This is a genomic window from Pseudoduganella sp. UC29_106 (assembly GCF_044055365.1).
In the GTDB taxonomy this organism is placed as follows: domain Bacteria; phylum Pseudomonadota; class Gammaproteobacteria; order Burkholderiales; family Burkholderiaceae_D; genus Rugamonas.
Window position 1 is genome coordinate 2,995,037 of sequence record NZ_CP171977.1, and the last position, 18,777, is coordinate 3,013,813.

At 55.8% G+C, this 18,777-nt stretch carries 26 protein-coding genes, 1 tRNA gene and 2 pseudogenes; 10 read left to right on the forward strand and 19 right to left on the reverse strand.

Annotation, left to right across the window (positions count from 1 at the left end; genetic code table 11):
- Positions 1-8 precede the first annotated feature (8 nt).
- From ACHMW6_RS15390 to ACHMW6_RS15405, 4 genes and pseudogenes are all read left to right on the forward strand, one after another.
- Positions 9-791, forward strand: coding sequence for a class I SAM-dependent methyltransferase (locus tag ACHMW6_RS15390; protein WP_395407943.1), 783 nt, complete (start codon positions 9-11; stop codon positions 789-791).
- On the forward strand, positions 778-1,218 hold the full coding sequence (rnhA, locus tag ACHMW6_RS15395; RefSeq protein ID WP_395407944.1) for a ribonuclease HI: 441 nt from the start codon (positions 778-780) through the stop codon (positions 1,216-1,218). Before ACHMW6_RS15390 ends, rnhA begins: the two co-directional genes overlap by 14 nt.
- 41 nt (positions 1,219-1,259) lie before the next feature.
- Positions 1,260-1,962 (forward strand): annotated as a pseudogene (dnaQ, locus tag ACHMW6_RS15400) (DNA polymerase III subunit epsilon).
- A 36-nt stretch (positions 1,963-1,998) separates the two neighbouring features.
- Positions 1,999-2,073, forward strand: a tRNA-Val gene (locus ACHMW6_RS15405).
- Between the two features lie 184 nt (positions 2,074-2,257).
- Here the strand turns inward: ACHMW6_RS15405 and ACHMW6_RS15410 are convergent.
- From ACHMW6_RS15410 to ACHMW6_RS15440, 7 genes are all read right to left on the reverse strand, one after another.
- Positions 2,258-3,079, reverse strand: coding sequence for an AbiJ-NTD4 domain-containing protein (locus ACHMW6_RS15410; protein ID WP_395407945.1), 822 nt, complete (start codon positions 3,077-3,079; stop codon positions 2,258-2,260).
- A gap of 228 nt (positions 3,080-3,307) precedes the next feature.
- Positions 3,308-3,742 carry a hypothetical protein gene (locus ACHMW6_RS15415; protein WP_395407946.1) on the reverse strand — a complete coding sequence of 145 codons (435 nt, stop codon included), beginning with the start codon at positions 3,740-3,742 and terminating at the stop codon, positions 3,308-3,310.
- 171 nt (positions 3,743-3,913) lie between these two features.
- Positions 3,914-4,087: a hypothetical protein gene (locus ACHMW6_RS15420; RefSeq protein WP_395407947.1), complete on the reverse strand. Its 174-nt coding sequence runs from the start codon at positions 4,085-4,087 to the stop codon at positions 3,914-3,916.
- A 348-nt stretch (positions 4,088-4,435) separates the two neighbouring features.
- Entirely contained in the window at positions 4,436-4,903 is a 468-nt protein-coding gene (locus ACHMW6_RS15425) for a hypothetical protein (protein ID WP_395407948.1), read from the reverse strand.
- Positions 4,900-5,319 carry a hypothetical protein gene (locus ACHMW6_RS15430; protein ID WP_395407949.1) on the reverse strand — a complete coding sequence of 140 codons (420 nt, stop codon included), beginning with the start codon at positions 5,317-5,319 and terminating at the stop codon, positions 4,900-4,902. The genes ACHMW6_RS15425 and ACHMW6_RS15430 overlap by 4 nt, the downstream gene beginning before the upstream one ends.
- Positions 5,316-5,855, reverse strand: a complete 540-nt coding sequence (locus ACHMW6_RS15435) for a hypothetical protein (protein ID WP_395407950.1) — start codon at positions 5,853-5,855, stop codon at positions 5,316-5,318. Before ACHMW6_RS15435 ends, ACHMW6_RS15430 begins: the two co-directional genes overlap by 4 nt.
- Positions 5,852-6,046, reverse strand: a complete 195-nt coding sequence (locus ACHMW6_RS15440; protein WP_395407951.1) for a hypothetical protein — start codon at positions 6,044-6,046, stop codon at positions 5,852-5,854. Before ACHMW6_RS15440 ends, ACHMW6_RS15435 begins: the two co-directional genes overlap by 4 nt.
- Before the next feature lie 1,327 nt (positions 6,047-7,373).
- Between ACHMW6_RS15440 and ACHMW6_RS15445 the strand changes: the two genes are divergently transcribed.
- From ACHMW6_RS15445 to ACHMW6_RS15455, 3 genes are all read left to right on the forward strand, one after another.
- Positions 7,374-8,009, forward strand: a complete 636-nt coding sequence (locus tag ACHMW6_RS15445; RefSeq protein WP_395407952.1) for a hypothetical protein — start codon at positions 7,374-7,376, stop codon at positions 8,007-8,009.
- 248 nt (positions 8,010-8,257) lie between these two features.
- Positions 8,258-8,416: a hypothetical protein gene (locus tag ACHMW6_RS15450; protein WP_395407953.1), complete on the forward strand. Its 159-nt coding sequence runs from the start codon at positions 8,258-8,260 to the stop codon at positions 8,414-8,416.
- Between the two features lie 51 nt (positions 8,417-8,467).
- Complete coding sequence (locus ACHMW6_RS15455; RefSeq protein ID WP_395407954.1) at positions 8,468-8,686, forward strand: hypothetical protein; 219 nt, start codon at positions 8,468-8,470, stop codon at positions 8,684-8,686.
- A 70-nt stretch (positions 8,687-8,756) separates the two neighbouring features.
- Here ACHMW6_RS15455 and ACHMW6_RS15460 read toward each other — a convergent pair whose 3' ends face one another.
- From ACHMW6_RS15460 to ACHMW6_RS15475, 4 genes are read right to left on the reverse strand one after another with little or no spacing between them, the layout of a single operon-like run.
- On the reverse strand, positions 8,757-8,945 hold the full coding sequence (locus ACHMW6_RS15460) for a hypothetical protein (RefSeq protein ID WP_395407955.1): 189 nt from the start codon (positions 8,943-8,945) through the stop codon (positions 8,757-8,759).
- A gap of 10 nt (positions 8,946-8,955) precedes the next feature.
- A complete protein-coding gene (locus ACHMW6_RS15465) occupies positions 8,956-9,372 on the reverse strand; it encodes a P27 family phage terminase small subunit (RefSeq protein WP_395407956.1) in 417 nt (138 codons plus the stop codon).
- Positions 9,373-9,383: 11 nt separating this feature from the next.
- Positions 9,384-9,785 carry an HNH endonuclease gene (locus ACHMW6_RS15470; protein WP_395407957.1) on the reverse strand — a complete coding sequence of 134 codons (402 nt, stop codon included), beginning with the start codon at positions 9,783-9,785 and terminating at the stop codon, positions 9,384-9,386.
- Positions 9,786-9,788: 3 nt separating this feature from the next.
- Positions 9,789-10,502 (reverse strand): hypothetical protein, encoded by a 714-nt coding sequence (locus ACHMW6_RS15475; protein ID WP_395407959.1) that lies wholly within the window; start codon positions 10,500-10,502, stop codon positions 9,789-9,791.
- A 217-nt stretch (positions 10,503-10,719) separates the two neighbouring features.
- Between ACHMW6_RS15475 and ACHMW6_RS15480 the strand changes: the two genes are divergently transcribed.
- The gene (locus tag ACHMW6_RS15480) at positions 10,720-11,412 is read left to right on the forward strand and encodes a hypothetical protein (protein WP_395407960.1); all 693 of its coding nucleotides are present in this window, start codon (positions 10,720-10,722) and stop codon (positions 11,410-11,412) included.
- A gap of 27 nt (positions 11,413-11,439) precedes the next feature.
- On the opposite strand, the gene ACHMW6_RS15485 is transcribed toward ACHMW6_RS15480, so the two are convergent.
- The 8 genes from ACHMW6_RS15485 to ACHMW6_RS15520 form a co-directional block, all read right to left on the reverse strand.
- A complete protein-coding gene (locus ACHMW6_RS15485) occupies positions 11,440-11,706 on the reverse strand; it encodes a hypothetical protein (RefSeq protein ID WP_395407961.1) in 267 nt (88 codons plus the stop codon).
- Between the two features lie 99 nt (positions 11,707-11,805).
- Complete coding sequence (locus tag ACHMW6_RS15490; RefSeq protein ID WP_395407962.1) at positions 11,806-12,012, reverse strand: hypothetical protein; 207 nt, start codon at positions 12,010-12,012, stop codon at positions 11,806-11,808.
- A gap of 10 nt (positions 12,013-12,022) precedes the next feature.
- Complete coding sequence (locus tag ACHMW6_RS15495; protein WP_395407963.1) at positions 12,023-13,081, reverse strand: phage major capsid protein; 1,059 nt, start codon at positions 13,079-13,081, stop codon at positions 12,023-12,025.
- Positions 13,078-13,359: a hypothetical protein gene (locus tag ACHMW6_RS15500; protein WP_395407964.1), complete on the reverse strand. Its 282-nt coding sequence runs from the start codon at positions 13,357-13,359 to the stop codon at positions 13,078-13,080. The genes ACHMW6_RS15495 and ACHMW6_RS15500 overlap by 4 nt, the downstream gene beginning before the upstream one ends.
- A gap of 828 nt (positions 13,360-14,187) precedes the next feature.
- Positions 14,188-14,637, reverse strand: a complete 450-nt coding sequence (locus tag ACHMW6_RS15505; RefSeq protein WP_395407965.1) for a hypothetical protein — start codon at positions 14,635-14,637, stop codon at positions 14,188-14,190.
- A gap of 275 nt (positions 14,638-14,912) precedes the next feature.
- Entirely contained in the window at positions 14,913-15,119 is a 207-nt protein-coding gene (locus tag ACHMW6_RS15510) for a hypothetical protein (RefSeq protein WP_395407966.1), read from the reverse strand.
- Positions 15,120-15,223: 104 nt separating this feature from the next.
- On the reverse strand, positions 15,224-16,003 hold the full coding sequence (locus tag ACHMW6_RS15515; protein ID WP_395407967.1) for a hypothetical protein: 780 nt from the start codon (positions 16,001-16,003) through the stop codon (positions 15,224-15,226).
- Between the two features lie 10 nt (positions 16,004-16,013).
- Positions 16,014-17,249, reverse strand: coding sequence for a tyrosine-type recombinase/integrase (locus ACHMW6_RS15520; protein WP_395407968.1), 1,236 nt, complete (start codon positions 17,247-17,249; stop codon positions 16,014-16,016).
- 190 nt (positions 17,250-17,439) lie between these two features.
- Between ACHMW6_RS15520 and ACHMW6_RS15525 the strand changes: the two genes are divergently transcribed.
- On the forward strand, positions 17,440-17,889 hold the full coding sequence (locus ACHMW6_RS15525) for an FKBP-type peptidyl-prolyl cis-trans isomerase (RefSeq protein ID WP_395407970.1): 450 nt from the start codon (positions 17,440-17,442) through the stop codon (positions 17,887-17,889).
- Between the two features lie 467 nt (positions 17,890-18,356).
- A pseudogene (locus ACHMW6_RS15530) lies at positions 18,357-18,506 on the forward strand (zinc ribbon domain-containing protein); the annotation flags it as partial.
- Positions 18,507-18,777: the final 271 nt, after the last annotated feature.

The following is an 18,777-nucleotide window of genomic DNA, read 5'->3' on the forward strand; positions in this document are numbered from 1 at the left end:
GGGATCGCATGGATAGCGCCGCATCCGAAAAATCCATTATAGCGCTGGACAACTGGTTGCAAACGCCGCCGGGTGCTTACGTGCGTGCCTGGGAACAAGTGTGCCTGGATTCGCTGGTGGCCGATATCTTCGGTTTCAACGCCGTGCAGATCGGCATGCCCCAGATCGACGCGCTGGCCGCCAACCGCATGCCCAATAAATGGCTGGCCGATACGCGCCTGCGCCTGCATGGCGAGTCCCAGCGTCCCGTGGCCGTGACCTTTGACCACGCTGAGTTGCCGTTCGCCACGCAGAGCCTGGACCTGGTCGTCATGCCTCATGTACTGGAATTCGCGCCCGACCCGCACCAGTTGCTGCGCGAAGTGGAGCGTGTGCTGATGCCTGAGGGCCAGCTGATCATCGTCGGCTTCAATCCAGCCAGCCTGTGGGGCATGCGCCAGGTGACGGCGCGCATCGCCGGCGCCCACTACCTGCCGGGCGCCGGAGAGTTCATCTCTATGCCGCGCGTCAAGGACTGGTTAAAATTGCTGAATATGGGCGTGAGCGAGAGCCATTTCGGCTGCTACGCGCCCGCTGCCCGTACTGAACGCTGGCTGCAGCGCTTTGCCTTCATGGATCGCGCCGGTCCGCGCTACTGGCCGTTCTTTGGGGCGGTGTATATGGTGCAGGCAATCAAGCGGGTCAAGGGCATGCGCCTGATCGGCCCGGCGAAATCACGTAAATCGGCGAAGGCACCGATGGCGGTGCCGGCCACAAACAAACACAGAGAACGGTTGGATGGACAAGGTTGAGATTTTTACCGACGGCGCGTGCAAGGGGAATCCCGGCGTCGGCGGATGGGGCGCCCTCATGGTTGCGGGCGAAGCGAAGAAGGAAATGTATGGCGGAGAGCTGAACACCACCAATAACCGCATGGAGCTGACGGCAGTGATCGAATCGCTGAAGGCGCTGAAGCGCCCCTGCGAAGTGGTACTGCACACGGACAGCCAGTACGTCCAGAAGGGCATCAGCGAGTGGATTCACGGCTGGAAATCGCGCGGCTGGAAAACGTCGACCAAGGAACCGGTGAAGAATGCCGACCTGTGGCAGGCGCTGGACCAGGCGCAGTCCGTGCACAAGGTGGACTGGCGCTGGGTGCGCGGCCACAACGGCCACCCCGGTAACGAACGCGCCGACCAGCTGGCGAACCTGGGCGTGGAATCAGTACGCCGCAAGTGAGCTGCTATACTTCGCCCCGCCTCGACCAATAACGAAAAACCATGCGTCAAATCGTCCTCGATACTGAAACTACCGGCATCAATCCCAAGCAGGGCAACCGCATTATCGAAATCGGCTGCGTGGAGTTGTTCAACCGCACGCTGACAGGCAATAACTTCCACCGCTACATCAATCCGGATCGCGATTCGGAAGAGGGCGCACTGGCGGTGCACGGCCTGACCACCGAGTTCCTGAGCGACAAGCCGCGCTTCCACGAAATCGTCGAAGAGCTGCGCGAATACATTCGGGATGCGGAAGTGATCATCCATAACGCACCGTTCGACCTGGGCTTCCTGAATCACGAATTTTCGATGCTGAAGCTGCCGTCCTTCGACGATCACATTGGCGGCGTGATCGATACGCTGGTGCAAGCGAAAGGAAATGCGTCCCGGCAAGCGCAACTCGCTGGACGCGCTGTGCGACCACTTCGGCATCTCCAACGCCCACCGCAAACTCCACGGCGCATTGCTTGACGCTGAGCTGCTGGCCGACGTCTACCTGGCCATGACCCGCGGCCAGAATTCGCTGGGCATGGAAATCGTGGCCGAGGCGGCCGGCGGCGGCATCCAGCTCGAGCAGGTGGCGCTGGGCGAGATCATCGTCGTGCGCGCGTCTGACGATGAACTGGCCGCGCACGACGACCTGCTGAACGGCCTGGACAAGGCCGTGAAGGGCACTTGCGTCTGGCGCACGCCCGACGCTTGACGTTCCCCGCAGCATTGCCTATAATGCTGCTTCTTCGGGAGGTTAGCTCAGGGGTAGAGCACTGCATTCACACTGCAGGGGTCGCAAGTTCGAAACTTGCACTTCCCACCAGAATTCAGTAGTAAAAACAAGGGCTTGCGATATTCGCAGGCCCTTTGTGTTTTCAGGTGCGGAAAAAGTACGGAAAGTCGTTTTAACGCCACATTTCGCGCGCTAACAGGAAAGTCTGTACAGGTTCATAGCCCATCTAGAGGGGGGCTCGAACCCACGACAACAGGAATCACAATCCTGAACGCTAATTTTTACGCGTTGCAACCATCAGATACGATACGAATGCTGAGCATGCAACGAGCATGAACTTAGCATCTTCATAGGTGATATCTGACTCATCCGACAATGCGTGCCGAATTCCGGATTCATCGTTTGTGTAGCCGTAGAGTTGCGAGAATGCTCCTGACATTGCTGGATGGAGGTTTTTCACGCGCTTTAGGGCTGCCCCAAGGGTAGCGGAAGGGCTATTGGTGACAATCCGACACGCCGCCTCTACTGCGGAGATTGACTCCTTGACTGAATTTCGGTAGTCGGGTTGTTCTTTATTGCTGAGCATCCGAAGTGCAGTCTCTATATGCGCGCGTGATGAGGCGTCGGCGGCTTCTAAGGCCTCTTCGATTGAATTAATTTCCGTCTTATCGGTTATCTCAACTATTTGGTCACTTACGAAGCGGTATGCGGCATTTTGCTTCTCTAGAACTTCGTTAATCCATCGTCTCGAACTTTCGTCAAATAGGTAGCCTTGGTCTGAGGCAAGTGCTTCTAAGAAATCATATACCTCGTACCAGTCACAACCAAAAAAATGGTCTTTGAGAAATTCATAGGCGCCGTCTTGTCCATGGAAGTCAGGTAGTTCGTCCAAATCTTTGTTAAAGTGGTCAAACCAAAGACGCTGCAAGAGCCCGTCGATTCTTGAGGACAGATCATATGCCTGGTAACGGTTGTAGCGATCCCAGATCCTTACCTTCAGGATGTTCCACAGCTGAGTTCGGAGTCCATGGTCGACCGATTCTCGCTGGAACGCACTTTGTACCGCTGAGTAACCATACCGTTCGGAAAATTTCACGCCGTATCTCCTGACGAAAAGCAATAATATTTCGTCAGTGTAATCACTGTTGAGACGCGTGGAAAGGCCACAAATCCCAGTTCCGTAACTCGAATGGATGAGGCGCTATTTACAAGGGCTAGTTTGACGCTAAAACTGCCCTCCTGCGGAACTAAGATTAATGTAAGTTATTGATTTCGCGACATATGGCGATGGACTTGAAAACTGCCGACCCAAGCACACGAAGGCTTAATTCTTTTCCTTTTGCTTCTCAGCCCAAGCAATTACCTCGATTGCCTTGTAAAGCGGCTGTGCCCGCCCAGTCGTTGTCGGTAAGCGGATGGCCTTCGGAAAAGACGGCAAACAGGCCATGCGTTCGCGAACAACCTTGGGATCGCGTTTCAAGTAGGCCGCAATCATCGCCATATCCCATAAGTCAATTTCGAGAGAGATTCTTGGGGTAGATCTTTTCGAGATCGCCAGCGCCAGCTTATCGATGAGGTCCAATTCCACCGCATCCGGTTGAGTGGCTACGCGCTTTGCAAGGTTATTCGCTTGGGCCTGAAGCTCAAGAGCGTGCAAAATCTCCGCCTGCCGGACCGTGTCGAGGTCTCGGAAGGCGGCAAGGAGTCGCGCCTCCTCAGTATTGCGAGCGTCGCCCATCGAATCACCATCAGTAATCACACCTTGCTGCAAACTTCAGTTTAGACCGCGTTACCGCTGAAATGGCATGCCTTTGATGCACATCAAACTGCCGCCGGATTGTTGAGCAAGGTCAATACGGCTGCTGCACACTAGTGGTGGTTCTGAGGACTTTGGCCCGCTGCGCGCGGGCGTTTTTTCAACTAGTCGTCGCTAGCTGGCGGCGCAATTTTGCGCTCTTTCACGCATCGCCGCTTTGGCGGCACCACACGGCCAATTCGCCGCCAGGCGCTTCGTGATTAGTAAGGTCTGCCTCTTGGCGCGGCGGTCCATGGTCCTGAAGGCTTCCAACAAGCGTCGTTCAGCGGGCTTGAGTTCGGTAGTCATGATGCGTCTCCCAATGCGGTTGGCGTGTGGTGCGATTTATTCGTGACCAGGCGCAGCCGGGGTGGCCGGTCGCACGGGAACTCACGAGCCAGATCCTCCATGTGATCGAGTATGTAATGACGGCTCTCTTGGTCCATGAGCCGATAGGCGGCTAAGGCCCTTGCCTCGGAAGGTGTGAGGGCGGCATTCATAATGTGCCTCCCCGGATAAGGCGCAGCAAGGGCGGCGGAGGCGGCGCTGGCCAATTTCGAGCCTGCCTCAACACGAATCTCATAGATTCATCCTTTGCTCGACTATCCATTGCTCGATACGCGGCGAGCACACGGGCTTCTGAGGGCGTGAGTTCTATCACCATTGCACCCTCCTGCTTTCTACGTTCCGTGCCTTATACGCTGCAAAGTCGATGACGTTACCCGCGCGGGTTGCCTGCTGCTGAATCTCGAGTGACGGCAATCCGCCCTGGTCCCCATACTTTCGCGCATGCCTTAGCAGTGCTTCGTTAAAGCGTCTGGTCGCCTCCGTTTTGTCTACGTAGATGCGGAGCGAGCATATGCCCTTGCGAAGGAGATGGATATGTTTTTCGCCGGCAGCCTTCCTGCGCGGGCCGCCGTAGCGCCCGTCTCGCGGAGTGGGGTCGTCCGCAAAAAAAACCACTGACCTAGCCGGCAGTCCAGGTGTAGTGCCCGGCATTTCTTCGGGCTTTACCAAGCCTGCAGCCAGCAAGGCCGACACATGCCCTATGTAGCTATCGGCATCGAGGCCCTTGTGTAACTGTACGCCGGGGGCGAAGTCTTCCTTATCGTCCAAGGGGCTCATGATGTACCTCCCGACACTGACGGACATGCGCTCGCTTTAGGCGGGATCGGAAGTACTTTCCCCCATCGCCGTTCTTCGCCTGGCAACGGCTTGTTGACGGCCTTCATCAGCTGCCGCGCGGCGGCCACATGGCCCTTGCGATGCAAGTACGAGAGAAATTCGGCTTCGCCTTCAGTAACCCACAAGTTAGGCCGGCTACCGGGCTTGTGCCATTCCGGCTGCCAGTACCATTCCCCTTTCGAGATTGCCAGAAGACGTAGCGCTGACTTTTCGTGCCCATGCTGGTAGAAGTACGAGAAAAATTCCGCGTCGGCAGTGGACATCTCCAATAGGAAGCGTTCACCATGTTTTGCTGCGGCAGTTGCTTCTTTTGCCGCACGTACCTGGGAGATTTGAATTACAGCGCCGGTGGTCATGGTGCGCCTCCGGTTTCAAGGTGCGGCGTCGCCACTCGATTCCCGTTGATTGCGGCCAAGCGGACGGTCCGAATAGCCGTATCTTTGTAACGCGCGCCAGAAGCAGCATAGGGATTGGGTGCAGATTCATCTTCCTTACCTTCCCTTGCTAGCCAGAAGTCCATGCCTTCACGCGGTGGAATGCCCATTTCGGTGATTTTGAACGGTATCTCAGGAAGTTTGTCATTTGCCAGAATCGCCACGAGTGCCCAGCGCGCCATCATGTCGAAGAAGCCGTCAGAGTGGCCGTAATCGCCATATTTGGTACACGCCTCCCTAGCCGCGTATTTCATTGTCCTGTAGGCCATCTCCGGCTTGACACGTGCGAGTTGAGCTACCTCGTCAAACCAGGTTTCTCCGATGCCGTAGTGTTCATGCCAGCTATTTTCACGATTCGGCATGAACCAGCTCAACATAACGCCTTTTGCATCACGCTTGGTAAATGAGAGGTCGTCGAATTTCCGGATACGGCGTGGCTTCGGGGTTGCGGGCTTCATTGCACACCTCCGCGCGCCATGCGGATAGCCACCGGGTGGCGGGGAATACTGCTGCCGACCGATTCCAGGACGGACAGGTAAAGCCGTTTCTGGTTTTCGTTCAGTTTGCGGAACAGCTTAAGCAGACGCGCTTCTAAGGCGCCGAGGACAGATACCGGATGATCGGGTGGTGGCGGGTAATGCTTAGACATGATGACCTCCGTGTGTGAAGGCCGCAGTCTCGTCGCCAAACGAGGGGGAGCGGCAGGTAGCAGGGTTGGCGAACCAGCACACACGGCAACTGGCATACCCGAAGGTATCCCCGCTACTGCCGCTCATGGACAGCGTAGCATGGACGAAAAAATACCGCCTGTTGGCGGTCGTCCGCCGTATGTATTCGGATCGCCAAATCCGATCGCGTCTTTGTCCGCGACACCTTCAGACTAGCTCATCTTGACGGGTTTACAAGGTCTTTTTTTCGTCCGTTGCCATGGTAGCAGGATCGGCTTGGCCACTTGGTTTTTGCGGAAAAATGCCAATTTGCGGAAAAAAGCAAATGCTTGGCTGTAGCTAATGATGAGCGGGAAACCCGCGTGGGTACTGGTGCCCCGAGCCGGAATCGAACCGGAACGGCGATGCGCACAACGGACAAAAAAACCGTTGTGCATAAAATCGTGGGTCTTAAGTTGCCTTACTGCTGAGTTAGGCGCACACTGACTTTTCCCTTACCGGGAAAACGAAAAGGAGGTGCCTGTTGGCCAAATTTTTGAATTCCCTCACCCTTCGCACCAGCTGACACTGGTGAGCGCCTAGCCTACGGGTACTTCGGGAAAAACATCAAATTGGCGACTTGACATCGTGAGTAGGACTTTAGCCGCGATGAGGAGGAGCCTACCAAGCGGCGTGTCAGCAATGCATGGTGCAAAGGCTGGATAGCTGGAGCATAAGATGGAAGGCGGTAGGCTAGGCCTGCCACAGATTGGAACCCATCAGCCGACTGGCCTGGACAATCCGATCTGCGAACGACGAAAGGGGCCGCCTTCATTCCCACTCACCTAATGACCATAGATATTCATCAGAACGTGCGGAAGTAGGATCGGTTATCCCGCCTTGCCCGCAGACATTCGAAACTTAAGTCCAAGGAGGCAATATATGTCCCGTCCAGGTCGCGTGCATAGAACAATCGAGGTTGATGCATACATTATTGAATGTCTCACCACTAATGCGAGTGGCGGAGGACATGGCGGACGATTTACCATTCGAGCCAAGGGAGCGCCAATCGATCAGGTCATTCACTCTCAAAATTCGAAGGAAACCAATTTCGATGATGAGCGAGATGCATTGGCTTGGGCTGAGCGGGCTGGCCGTGCGTGGCTGGAGTCTTATATGTCCACTAGCTCTAATCAATAACTCAGGTCTTGACTATCCGGCGCTGCCTCGGCGGAGGTGGGCCAGAATTTATCACTTAGCGGTCACAGCGTGCTAAGGTTATTCCGCAAAAGTTGCTTCCAACTCAAATCTCTTTTTGGAGGGCAGAAAATGAACCAGACCTTGCCACTGTTGATTCTCTTCCTCTTGACCGCGTGCGCTGGGAAGGTAGACTACGTTCGTCCTTCAGTCCAGCTGGGCTCTGCGAACAATTCCAAGATCATCGACAAGCCGCGAGACGTAGTCTGGAGCAGTAGCGTTCCAGAACTGGGAAAGCAATTCTTCGTCATCAATAATCTTGACAAGGCATCTGGCCTTATCAATGTTAGTTATAGCGGGAATCCCGAGAAATACATAGACTGCGGCCGTGTGACTTCATATGTCAAAAATGCCCGCGGTGAGCGAACCTATGATTTTGCGGGGGCCAGTGCGCACCAACAATATGAAGTTATGAATGGGAATGGCTTGTTTTACATAAGTCGCCGTCTCTCACTTGAGGGGCGCGTTAATCTCATCTTCGAAGAAGTAACGACAAACCAAACAAGGGTTACCGCAAGTACTCGCTACGTGGTCCAACGGCAAATTACTGCGACGGCCGCGGCGAACAATATCCCTCAATCTGGATCGGACAGCATTTCATTCAATTCGGGAAATTCTAGTGCGTTCCCTTCAAATCGAAATGGCCAAGCCACAGAGTGTGCGGCTACAGGTGTGTTGGAACGTGAAATTCTCTCTGTAATAAAATGACGAACAACGTTTCATTTAAGTAGCGATTTCGGTTACCAAATGGTTCTATTCGGAAAATTCGACTCCACCCACGGTATCGGTCTGCGCGCTCAGTTGTTGCGCGTTCCATGCCGTGGGACGAATGGGATGATTGGCTCGGGTGCGAAGATCCTGAGTTCGCGCGCACGTTCCTGCGACACTACCCGGCGGAACTGATGCGGTCGTGGGAGTATCCAATGCCGCCACGGAAGAAGGTTAGAGGTAACACCATGAACGACGATCGTCAGCGCAGCATCTATGAAGAAAAACACAATGACTTCGGCCTGCCTATGCCTTTCGTATTACCTGTGCTTATTTTCATCTTCGCTTGGGTGATCTTGTCTGCAATTGCGCCGTTGTACGCGCTCTGGCATTGGCTGGCCTCCTGACGTTAACCTTCCATGGAATGGTATTCTGAGGTACCACGCAGAGGAGCAAAAATGGAAGCTCAAAATATTGACGCGACGGCTGTAGGATTCTGGCCGATACCGGATGGAACACTTGTCAATGTGGCCTACGATGCCGGAGGCGGAGCAGCATCGACGGTTTCAGCAACATTTAGAGTGTGGGATCAGCAGGTAGGTTATTTGGTCCTTCAAGTGTCCGGCAAGCCCTTTTATATTCCGCTTAGCCGGATATACCATATCGCCGCGCGCTAAAGTTTCTCGGCCTCGTCACTGATCGCATCGTGACGCGGCTCTTGTCGGCGCACTGCCCGGCGACACGGTGCTAATCATCATCTTCCGGCACATGCGAGCAAAGCGGCGTTATGGCCTTGTGCATGTACGGCAGCAGGGCGATAGCAGCCTGAATGCGCGCCTCGCTCATGGTCGGGTCCGGGTCGTTCACGAACCGCATCAAGAACTCGAGCGGCGTCAATTCTGGTGGTGGCGGGACTACTTTCAGCTTCGTTGCCATGATTTCCCTTTCACTTGGAATGAACTAGCTTTGGTGGCGGAGACCGGTGCCGAGCGAATCGACCGCCGGTTAGCGCCTTTTCTGTCGCGATCGCGGCCGCGGCCTTCTTGCCAATATCTGTTACTGCGCTGGTGGTGAGTTTCGTCAACCGCGTCATGTCTGCTGCAGCGCGGTTCCTGATGGTCAGCCAGGGTGAAGGCATCTGATATCCAGACGGAGCGGTTACCACTTCACCTTCGGCCCGGAGCATTGCATCCGCGTTGACCTGGCGCGCGTAGCAAAGGCAGTAGTCCACGGCGTGATCTACGCCGAGAATAACTACGGCATCTTGCCAAACCTTCAGCGCCAGCAGTTCGCGATACTTCGCTTTCGCGACAGGGTTGTCTTTCAATGGCTTCGGGATGCTAATCGCTTTCTTCTTCTGCAAGATACCCCCCCTCAAAAAGGCAAATTTTTCTGCGCGTGGGGCAGAGTGCGGTGTCCAAGATGCTTCGATCTGGGATTTCCGACTACCCCCCCCGGGTCTGTATCTCGTCCGGCGCGCTCGCTGGCCTCGGCCGCGGTCTTCGTGGCGTGACACGGTTTGCAAAGCGACTGGAGGTTTGTTTCATCATCGGCGCCGCCTTTCCAGAGCGGGATGATGTGGTCGACCTCTTCGACCACTGCGGTTATGCCCGAGGCCTCGCATATCACGCACAGTGGATGATCTCGCTTCCAGCGCTCGTTGCGCTCGACACCAGCGCGGCCGCGGAGCCTGGGCGTTGCCGGCGTGCTGGGTATGGATGCAATGCGGCTGGTCCCAAGAGTTATTAGCCGCGGCTTGAGTGTGGTCAGCTTCATTGGCTAACACATCGTGAAGACTTGCGGACGACGCTGCGGAATAACGGCACTGTTCGCCGTCAATACGTCCAGAATGCACTCGCCACCGTTGTTGCCGCTGCCCGCTGCCGAGGCCGCGACGGTAACGCCTGATTGAACAGACGTCACGCCTTTACAGGACGATCGAGAGCTGGCAGCAGCAGCGCCTCCGCCGTTACTCTTGGACGTAATATTCGTGAACCCGGATGGATCTGCCGGAATGGCTGAAGATGAAGCCAGTACACCATTTGAGAACAGAATCAGATCATCCGATTGCGACGTATTAAGCGTGAAGCTTGGAGTTGCCGCGCCGTTGTACGACTGCTTCTGTGGCAGCCCGGCGTTGCTGTCCCATGGTGCGGCTGTGTTGCAACCGTGAACACCGTAAGCAAGGAACGTCGCATCGTCAAACGTTCCTGTGTAGTTGACGGTGAATGTCACCGACGATAGCGCCGAAGGTGCCAGGGCCCACCACACCTCCAGGTTACCGTGCGATGAACCGTTGGACCGGCAGCGCAAGGCAAACGTCAGGCCGCCGCCTGTGACGGATGTCACGGTGGGCGCTGCAGAGCCGGGGTTCTCGCAATAGGCAACGATGATGATAATGTCGTTCGTCTGCGTCGTCGTTAGGGTGACGGTGCCCGAACTTGCTGTGCTCCTTTGGTCGCCGACGCTTCCATCGATAGTTGGTGCTGCCATATCAGAACCCCTTCAACATAAACAGAGTGCGGTATTTAGGTGCCATGCAGTAGTGGCGCGGCTTTATGACAACACGCTCGGAGCGCAAAATTGCGCCGCCTTGTGGATCGATTTCGTATCTACGCACTCCAGTCTCATCCTTTCAGTGTGTGTTGATTTAGGCGCTTTAGATAACGACTCGGCCTCATGATATGCTTTCCTTTTGGCAAGGATTGGCATGAAATCCAAATATCTCAAATGGGCTGTTATTGCTGTCTTTGTGCTTGCGATACTCTTGGTCACTCACCAGTTGCTGGCAGCACGCGCTACCGCGCAAAAGGCACCGCCTCATGGAGCCGGTGATTGGGCGACTTGGTTTGGAGCTGTGGGCACTATTGCTGCAGCGGGTGTTGCGCTCTGGATTGCTGGTCAGCAGGAGCGGACGCGGCGCAAGATCGAACTTACGCAAGCCAACATCGTTGCAGCGCGCCTGGTCCATAAACTTGGAATGGCTCGCGCGCACGTCCAATCCTTTGCTGCCAGGTTCGCCTTTCATGAGTCGGGCACGCCATATTTGAACCCATACGCGGAGGCAAAACCATTTCTTGAATCCCCTCCGCTCATTGTCGATCACGCTGACCTTGTAGCGCTCGCCGGGCTTGGTGGAAACTACGCCGCCCAACTCGCCTATGTAATAGGCATGCTTGATGACTTCAAGGTAGTAGTCAGACGAAATGAAGGAAACATTGATTATTGGACTGCGAGGCCATTGCCGCCGGAAATAGCTGAACGATGGGAAGCTGGCGCAAGAGATATCGCCGACAGGATTGCTGTGATCTTGCGGGCATGCGAAGCGGCCGCAACAATTCACGCGCCAGAACCGACTCAGGAAGAATTGTATGGGCCCGGCTATGGCGATCACGACGTATGAGTTGATATCGAGCCTCATGCTGAATCCTTAGTGCTTCGTGTGGGGCGCGTAGTCGCTTAGTGCGGCGATGTACGGTGTACAGTCTTCGTTGATGTGAGATTCAATCCGGACGCTCTGCGGTTTCATCTCCTCGATGAATTCGACAATGCGTTCCATCGTCAGGAAATTGACTGCGAGAGCGTCAGCGCCAGCACGATATAAAATCACCAGCGCTACCGCTTCGGGATGGATCTGATAAAGCCGCTCCGTTGCGCGCTTCGGCGTGAGAACAAGCATGTCTTCGAGTTCCAGCATTTGTACTCCTTGAATAGGTGCCCGTCGCGGAGCCAATCCAAACCCCCACGGGCGCTGCCGGCGTCTCGGCAGGTACTACCTCCCCCCGGCGTAGGGAACTCACATATCTTTCGTCATATACGTATGTCGTGGATTGCCGAGATGGGCCTTCTGACCATCTAGAGAGTGGAGTCGTTTCTCCAACTCGGCCACGCGCACTTCCAGGGCCTCGGTACGCTTGATCGCAAGCTTATGGACCTGTTCCATCACCCCCTTACAACATCCAAAAACGACATCCGCGACGAATTTTTGATCTTCTGGACTCATAGTGTCCTCCTCAGTAGCTCACGCCGGTCAGTAGGGCGATGAATGGGCGACGCAACTGCCAGTTCGTCCACAGCGTGCCGCGGAAGGCGGCGCAACTGACTTGGAAAAGGCTGACCATGTTCGCCGCGGCGCCAGTGACGCTGTTGTTGGTTGGGTTGTCCAGCATTTCCAGGGAGCCTTGTCGAAAGACTTCCACTTGGGCTGCACCTTCGTCGACGATTGCGACCTGTGATTGGTCCAGCAGGACGATATGCGCGAGAGCAGGACTGCCAGGCTCAGGCAAGTTGGCGCTCACGATAACGGGCAGGCCCTTTAAGATGCCGCCGAGTACGGTGACCTGCGGATAGGCTAAGCCGCCATTAGGATCGCGCAGCGTGCTGAGTGCAATCGCAGTTTCGGGGCGGAGTATCCACACTGAGTTGAGCATGTCGGAGCCGGCCGACACAACCATCTGCATCATGTTCGTCAAGTCTGCGTCAATCTGAGCGAAGGTGGCGCCGGTCGAGGCGAAGGACGGAGCGCCGTGTGTAACGGCCGCCGGTCTTTCGTTTGCCACGCCCGCGTTTGCCGGATCCAAAAATGCCTTATCCATCGCTTCGGCGCATGCCGCCGCCAGGTCATCGGACAGAATGGAATCTGCAGCCGGTGAACTCGATTCAAGCAACTCGTTGCCAAATACGCCGATGCCAGACACCTTCAATTCGGCCAGGACACCGCCGGTGAGTTCGAGCTTGCTGACTCGAATAGGTTGACCCTGTCCCACAAAAGCAGCCGACGACTTGCCCTGATTGTTAAGGATTCGAACGAGGGGCGGAACCTTGCGAGCGGCAGTCAGTCGACCGACAACGGTGCGTGCACGCACTGCAGCGCTAAAGTCTGCGGCTGTTGCAGTGACGGCATAGTCTGCGGTACTCATTGCCGTAGCGATGGATTTGCAGTCGGCGGCGATCAAGGATGCTTCGGCCCAGTTTTGAGCCATCGCGTAATGTGCCGCAGTTTCCACCGCACCCTTAGCGGCATACATGGTTCGGATGAATTTTGCCGTGACGTTGCGTTGAACTTTGCTCATTGCTGCTTGTCCTCATGGTTGGCTGACGATTCAATTGTCGTCGACCCTTCAATATTTTTCTGTCCTCGCGAGGAGAGGGAATTCAAGCGCTGCCAAACCCTTTGCTCGCATTGCGTACTCCCCGCAATCGCTGAAACCTTCAGGTGGTCGCGACATAAGCTGGTCTTTTCCTTTGACGAGAGCCAGGAGCCTATGGCGAAGGCTAGGAACTTCTCAAACGCCTTATCGCGCGGAAGGTCATGATTTACAGCGTGCGCCCATTCGCCCAGCGCCAGCACTCGGTCTTCTCGATCAAGTACGTCAAACTCTTTGCGTACTGGCCCGGTGCACCGATTGAAAATGTCGTGTAGTAAGTTCATCGTGTCCTTTCGACGCGTGGTGACGCGTCACTCTCGCGTGCTCGCGATTGATCGCGAATGTTCTCGATCGCTTCCCGAATGCTTCCCGCGTTCACTTGCGTTCGAGTGCGTTCGTGGTGTTGCAGTCCGCTGTTGCAGGTGCCGTTACAGGTGCGTTGCAGCTCACAGCAGCGCCCGGCCTGGAGCGCAAAATTGCGCCACCAGAATTTATGGCCTTGCGCAGCGCATCTACAGATTCCGTAGCAGATGCGTGTACGTTTCCTGTACACCTTGTACAAGATCCGTACAGGTAACGACTGGGTAACGCGCTGAGCGTTAGCCACCCTTGCAAGGGGCTTCGAAGGGGCTTCGATGTCCACAATCTGTCCGCGAACTGTCCCGATGCTGTCCCCAGGGACAACCGCAGGACAGCGAAAGCCTTTGCGGAAGCCTTACCCGAAGGCTTAGCGGAACCCTTTCGAAACCCTTCGCGAATGCTTTCAGGCTGTCCCGATTTGGGCCTTGTCCTGTTTCGGGACAGGTGTCCTGATTCGGGACTATCGAATCTTGCCGAGGCCACTGTTTCAGGGCTCTCAACATCGTTGCCTTCTACTGCTCTAAACCTTCACGCGTAGATGGCGCATATACAGGGTTACCGTGTGGCGGACATCGGGAATTGCCGAAAAAACCCTCTACTGTTCCGTCTGACGGTACTATGGGCACTTGTTGATGTCCGCCACACGGAACAGTAGGGGCGTTTGATGTCCGTCACACGGACGTCGCCTTGATGACCGTCTTACGGACATCAACCGGCGGACCGACCAATAGATACTCATTAAGTCGGAAAGCCTTTTCAGTGCCTGGATCAAATCCATCGCAACGATCCAACGGCAACCATGTCGCAGCGTATTGGCTCGCCTTCTTTGGTTTGTGGCCTTGTGCAGTCAGGAACAAAAGCCCAGCGTCCACAAGCTCTTTCTTTGCTCTCTGTGTCACGTCGCGTGAATTCCATCCGAGTTCTGCCAAGTAGTTCACTGAAGCTCGCAGGTCGCCGTTGTTGTGGCCGGTGAATTGAATGACGATGTCCCAAAGGAGGCACTTTGCGGCGAGCGACAGTCGTCGATAGGCATGCGACTTCAATACTTGCCGGGGGATGGCGACAAAGTGTCCGTGTAGCCTTCCGCCCTTGCCTTTCTTCGCTGCCGGATCGTGTCCCACGCGCTGGCCTCATTTCGCTTTGCGCCAGGCGCGAACGATTTTGCGGTCCGCCGCGGTCAGTGAATATTCGCCGGCTAGTACTTCATCACCGTAACGATTGCGCACACGGACCATGCGGCACGGTATTTCCAGACTACGGCGCCGAAGGCACTTGATGTCACTTGGCGCATGTGTTGAGCCAACACCAATCTGCAGGGCCATAGTGGATTGAGGTGCCGGCCAAAGCATTTCGATAATTAGCAAATGGCGCTGGCTCTTTGGGGCAGAGAGGCGGCTCATTTCGCACCTCGCTTACCAGCGCCAGCGGTTTGTTCCTCAAGGCTTGCGCGCCACGCGGCGGCCGCCTCGGCGCTGATAAAAGTCCGGCGCCCGATCTTCATTAGGCGCGGGCCGTTACCCTGGTTGACGATTTTATGGAAGAAGCATTTGGAGATGCCGTGGTCTGAACAGAACTCGGCGATGGTGCTAACTGGTTTGCTCATTGGTTCCTCAGGTTTAGTGATATACACAGCGCCCGCTGCGTACTGAGGAACACTTTAATGTTGCTTTTGGGATATTAAAATATACGCCCGCAGCGGACGTATATTTAATCCTTCTTAGACTTGGAGCGACCGCGCTTCCGTGCAGCCTCTGGAATATGCAATTTCCCTTTCTTAGTGGCATCATTTAGCCACTTACGGATCATTCGAGTAGATGGAGGTACCCACCAGACAATCTTATCCGTGATCTCTGGTCTGTTTATTTGTTTAAAGATCTCACTCACCACCTCGCCAATGCGCGGCGTAGGGCTTTGTGAAAATCGCTTTTGGGCGAAAGGAATTATCTGCCGCTGTAATTCGGTGTAGTCATCTGTGTGCTTCCCGGCGCCGTTCGCGTATGCGGCCTTGCGTGGTTCCTCGGCCACCTCTTTAGCCTCCAGTTCCACGGTGAGCGCATAGCCGGCCGCAATTGCTTCGCAGATGATCTGCATGGCCAACAGGGCGGAGACAGGTGCGTCTTGCTTCACTAGCGCCGCGCGCAACTCACCAGCACCGACCAGAATTCTTGCAGCGGCTGCTGCAATGGGCGAGAGTCCAGCGCAGGACTCTGACACATAGGCTGCCGCTACGGCTACCCACCACAACCGCCATCCCTCTAAGTCATCTCGTGGGCTCGGAGGGGGCGCCGCCGTAGATTTGTGTTCTTTGTGCAAACGCGATACCGCCTCGCTCTCAATGTAGGGCAGAAATGGATGCTCAAAAATGTTATGCCCGTCCCTGGTCAAGGGAAGCCAATCGTCGCGAATCCGCCAGGCGATATTGGCGGGGTCCAGCGAAAAGACCCGCTGGCCGTCTTGCAATACAAAACCACTGACTCGATTTGTCATGCGTCCGCCCTCAGACAACCAGCTTAGCCAAGGCTGATGCCGCGATATCGGCGCGCAGATGCCCGTAGTGCTTCTCGATCATCGCGACGCTGGTACCGCTGATTTGCGCCACCGTGAGCAGGTCAAGCCCGCCGATCACCAGGTCTGTGATGGCAGCGTGGCGCAATGTGTAGGCAGTCACCGCATCCGGCAGGCCGGCGGCGCGAGCGGCCTCTTTGACGGGGTCTTTCCACGAGTCTTTGTCCCACGCCTTGCCGTCTGCGCGAGTAAGTAGAGGGGCGGTCGGCAGTTTGTCCTTTGTCGCCTCCTGCAAGACGTTGGCAACCTGAGGTGGGAGGATGATCCGGCGGTCTGCGCCGGATTTGTCTTTGCCAACCTTGAGCTCGCCGATGCGGGGATCGAAGTCGCGCGTGAGCAGCGCGGCCAACGCGCCAGGGCGCAAGGGCAGGGCGGATAGGCAGCGTAGGAACAGCGCCAGATCCGCTGGAGCAGCCTTCACGAAGGCACGGCGCTGCTCGATATCCAGATACAGCGTCCGGCGCTTTGTGACGTTCTTGAAGGCCTTCAACGGCTCGCGCCAGGCAAAATCCGTCGTGACAATACCGTCCTTGAGCGCATGGTTGAGGGCGGCGCGAACTGCGGCCATGTCGCGATTCACCGTGTCTCGCGAGCGCTGCTCTGGTTCTTCTTGCTTGGATTTCTTCGGGGCCTTCACAAGGCGCTGCCGGTATGCTTTTACGTCCTGGCGATCTAGTTTCGCCAGCTCGATGTCTGCAATCGGATCAGACGCCACCCATCGCCGGTAACGCCCTAAGAGTTCTTCCGCCGGAGCATCGCTCTTTTGTTCGCGGATGTGTTCGGCGTAAGCTGTGCAGGCTTCCATCACCGTACTAACGGTCGTTGCTCCGCCATTGCTGAGATGCTGAAACCACTTGTCCGCCAACGCTACAGCGCGCGAATAGCGCTCATGGGCCGGAAACTCATCCAGGGCGCCAAGGCTGTGCGTCGACTGACCACCCGACTTCAGCCGGTACCGGGCCAACCACGTCCCCGGCGAATCCGGCGTCATGCGCCGAAAACCGATAAATTGGCCGTCTGAGCGCTTTGACCAGTAAGGCTCGCGCCGAGGCGTAAGCCCGTCCCGTGATGAAACCGTGTCGATCTTGGTAGCCATGCGGACTCCCCAGTACGGAAAAAGTACGGAAAAGCGGCGCGAAATCTGATGTACTTCCAGAAACTTTCGCACACAGTTCTCCTATGAGGATTAGTTTACACGAGTATCCTGAAGTAATAAAATGTGGCATTCACACTGCAGGGGTCGCAAGTTCGAAACTTGCACTTCCCACCAGAATTCCAGTGAAATTAAAGGCTTGTGAGGTTATCTCACAGGCCTTTTTTGTTATGTACGCTGTCACTCACTCATGCGAGATATTCATTTGAAAAAGCTGCTTTCCTATTCCGCCCTTGCCCTGACGATGGCCTTTGCCATGTCCGCTTGCAAGCGCGCTGAGCCGCCGGCACCAACTTCGTCAGAGGCGGCTCCGGCGATTTCCCTTCAAAAGATTGATACCGCGGTCGGCACCGGCAAGGAGGCTACTGCTGGCTCTACCGCCGTTGTCAATTACACGGGTTGGCTGTATGCGCCAAAGGCTGAGTCGCAGCATGGCGCGAAGTTTGATTCGTCTGTGGGGCGTTCGCCGTTCAGTTTCAAGGTCGATGGCGGCCAGGTAATCAAGGGTTGGGACGAGGGCGTGCAGGGCATGAAGGTGGGCGGAAAGCGCACGATTATTGTTCCGGCGGAGATGGGCTACGGCGCTAACGGTATCGGCCCGATTCCGCCGAACGCAAATCTGATCTTTGATGTTGAGCTGCTGGATGTTCAGTAATTAGCGCAATAAAAACTTGTCCTTTTCTACCAGTGGCAAGTCCTAAAATACGTTGACGAATAGCCGCTCTATTCCTTGTTCGTATATCAATTGAAGACAAGAGACGCCCGATGTACCTCATCGGGCGTTTTGTTTTTCAGCGCATGTTGCTGACGCACGTGGTTCTAAGTTTGGATGGCTTCGCGTAGCATGACCGCCCGAATGCGCCAGCCTCTGCGGTTTAACGAGCATAAATTCGAGCAGCTCAGTGACGTGACCCTACCGGTTCTCGTGCCAATCACCTCAGCACTTCAGCTTTGCCCTAAATCAAAGCAGTTGGACGATCCTACTCAATACTGACATTACGCCTGCTTGTTTGACAGTATTTGCATAAAAAGAATTAAAAAATATCATTTGTAATTCCGGAAAGTAATTTCCTGTTGTACACTAATGTTATTTTCTGGATATTTTTACTTGCAAGGAGAGTCATGAGCAGTTGCGTTAAATGTGGCAATCTCAATAAGCCCGGTGCCAAGTTTTGCAAGTCCTGCGGTGAAAAGACTGCCCCGGTCTCCGCTGCGGACAAGTTGACATGCGCGGGCTGCGCGGCGCCGCTTCCGCCTGCGGCGAAGTTCTGCAAGCAGTGCGGGACCGCGGTGGCTGCCGCAGCAATGCCGGCAGCTTCCGTGGCGACGTCAGAGTCGACTGAGCCGGTTGGAAAAGCGGTTCAGGCTACCGCGCAGCCTGGCATTGCGCCTGCTGTGCCTGCCGCAGCTCACACGCCTGCCGCAGCTCACACGGCGCCCGCCGCAGCTCACACGGCGCCTGCCGCAGCTCACACCGCGCCTGCATCAGTTCACACGGCGCCAGCCGCTGCTGCAGCTCCAATGCCTGCGGACGCCGCTCGCA

What these genes read in the sequence shown, in the direction of transcription:
- ACHMW6_RS15470 (WP_395407957.1), bottom strand. Translation starts at nt 9,785, where the DNA reads ATGAAGCTGACCACACTCAAGCCGCGGCTAATAACTCTTGGGACCAGC.
- ACHMW6_RS15445 (WP_395407952.1), top strand. Translation starts at nt 7,374, where the DNA reads ATGAACCAGACCTTGCCACTGTTGATTCTCTTCCTCTTGACCGCGTGC.
- ACHMW6_RS15425 (WP_395407948.1), bottom strand. Translation starts at nt 4,903, where the DNA reads ATGAGCCCCTTGGACGATAAGGAAGACTTCGCCCCCGGCGTACAGTTA.
- ACHMW6_RS15420 (WP_395407947.1), bottom strand. Translation starts at nt 4,087, where the DNA reads ATGACTACCGAACTCAAGCCCGCTGAACGACGCTTGTTGGAAGCCTTC.
- ACHMW6_RS15480 (WP_395407960.1), top strand. Translation starts at nt 10,720, where the DNA reads ATGAAATCCAAATATCTCAAATGGGCTGTTATTGCTGTCTTTGTGCTT.
- ACHMW6_RS15455 (WP_395407954.1), top strand. Translation starts at nt 8,468, where the DNA reads ATGGAAGCTCAAAATATTGACGCGACGGCTGTAGGATTCTGGCCGATA.
- ACHMW6_RS15460 (WP_395407955.1), bottom strand. Translation starts at nt 8,945, where the DNA reads ATGGCAACGAAGCTGAAAGTAGTCCCGCCACCACCAGAATTGACGCCG.
- ACHMW6_RS15495 (WP_395407963.1), bottom strand. Translation starts at nt 13,081, where the DNA reads ATGAGCAAAGTTCAACGCAACGTCACGGCAAAATTCATCCGAACCATG.
- ACHMW6_RS15485 (WP_395407961.1), bottom strand. Translation starts at nt 11,706, where the DNA reads ATGCTGGAACTCGAAGACATGCTTGTTCTCACGCCGAAGCGCGCAACG.
- ACHMW6_RS15430 (WP_395407949.1), bottom strand. Translation starts at nt 5,319, where the DNA reads ATGACCACCGGCGCTGTAATTCAAATCTCCCAGGTACGTGCGGCAAAA.
- ACHMW6_RS15515 (WP_395407967.1), bottom strand. Translation starts at nt 16,003, where the DNA reads ATGACAAATCGAGTCAGTGGTTTTGTATTGCAAGACGGCCAGCGGGTC.
- ACHMW6_RS15510 (WP_395407966.1), bottom strand. Translation starts at nt 15,119, where the DNA reads ATGAGCAAACCAGTTAGCACCATCGCCGAGTTCTGTTCAGACCACGGC.
- ACHMW6_RS15440 (WP_395407951.1), bottom strand. Translation starts at nt 6,046, where the DNA reads ATGTCTAAGCATTACCCGCCACCACCCGATCATCCGGTATCTGTCCTC.
- ACHMW6_RS15450 (WP_395407953.1), top strand. Translation starts at nt 8,258, where the DNA reads ATGAACGACGATCGTCAGCGCAGCATCTATGAAGAAAAACACAATGAC.
- ACHMW6_RS15475 (WP_395407959.1), bottom strand. Translation starts at nt 10,502, where the DNA reads ATGGCAGCACCAACTATCGATGGAAGCGTCGGCGACCAAAGGAGCACA.
- rnhA (WP_395407944.1), top strand. Translation starts at nt 778, where the DNA reads ATGGACAAGGTTGAGATTTTTACCGACGGCGCGTGCAAGGGGAATCCC.
- ACHMW6_RS15435 (WP_395407950.1), bottom strand. Translation starts at nt 5,855, where the DNA reads ATGAAGCCCGCAACCCCGAAGCCACGCCGTATCCGGAAATTCGACGAC.
- ACHMW6_RS15490 (WP_395407962.1), bottom strand. Translation starts at nt 12,012, where the DNA reads ATGAGTCCAGAAGATCAAAAATTCGTCGCGGATGTCGTTTTTGGATGT.
- ACHMW6_RS15390 (WP_395407943.1), top strand. Translation starts at nt 9, where the DNA reads ATGGATAGCGCCGCATCCGAAAAATCCATTATAGCGCTGGACAACTGG.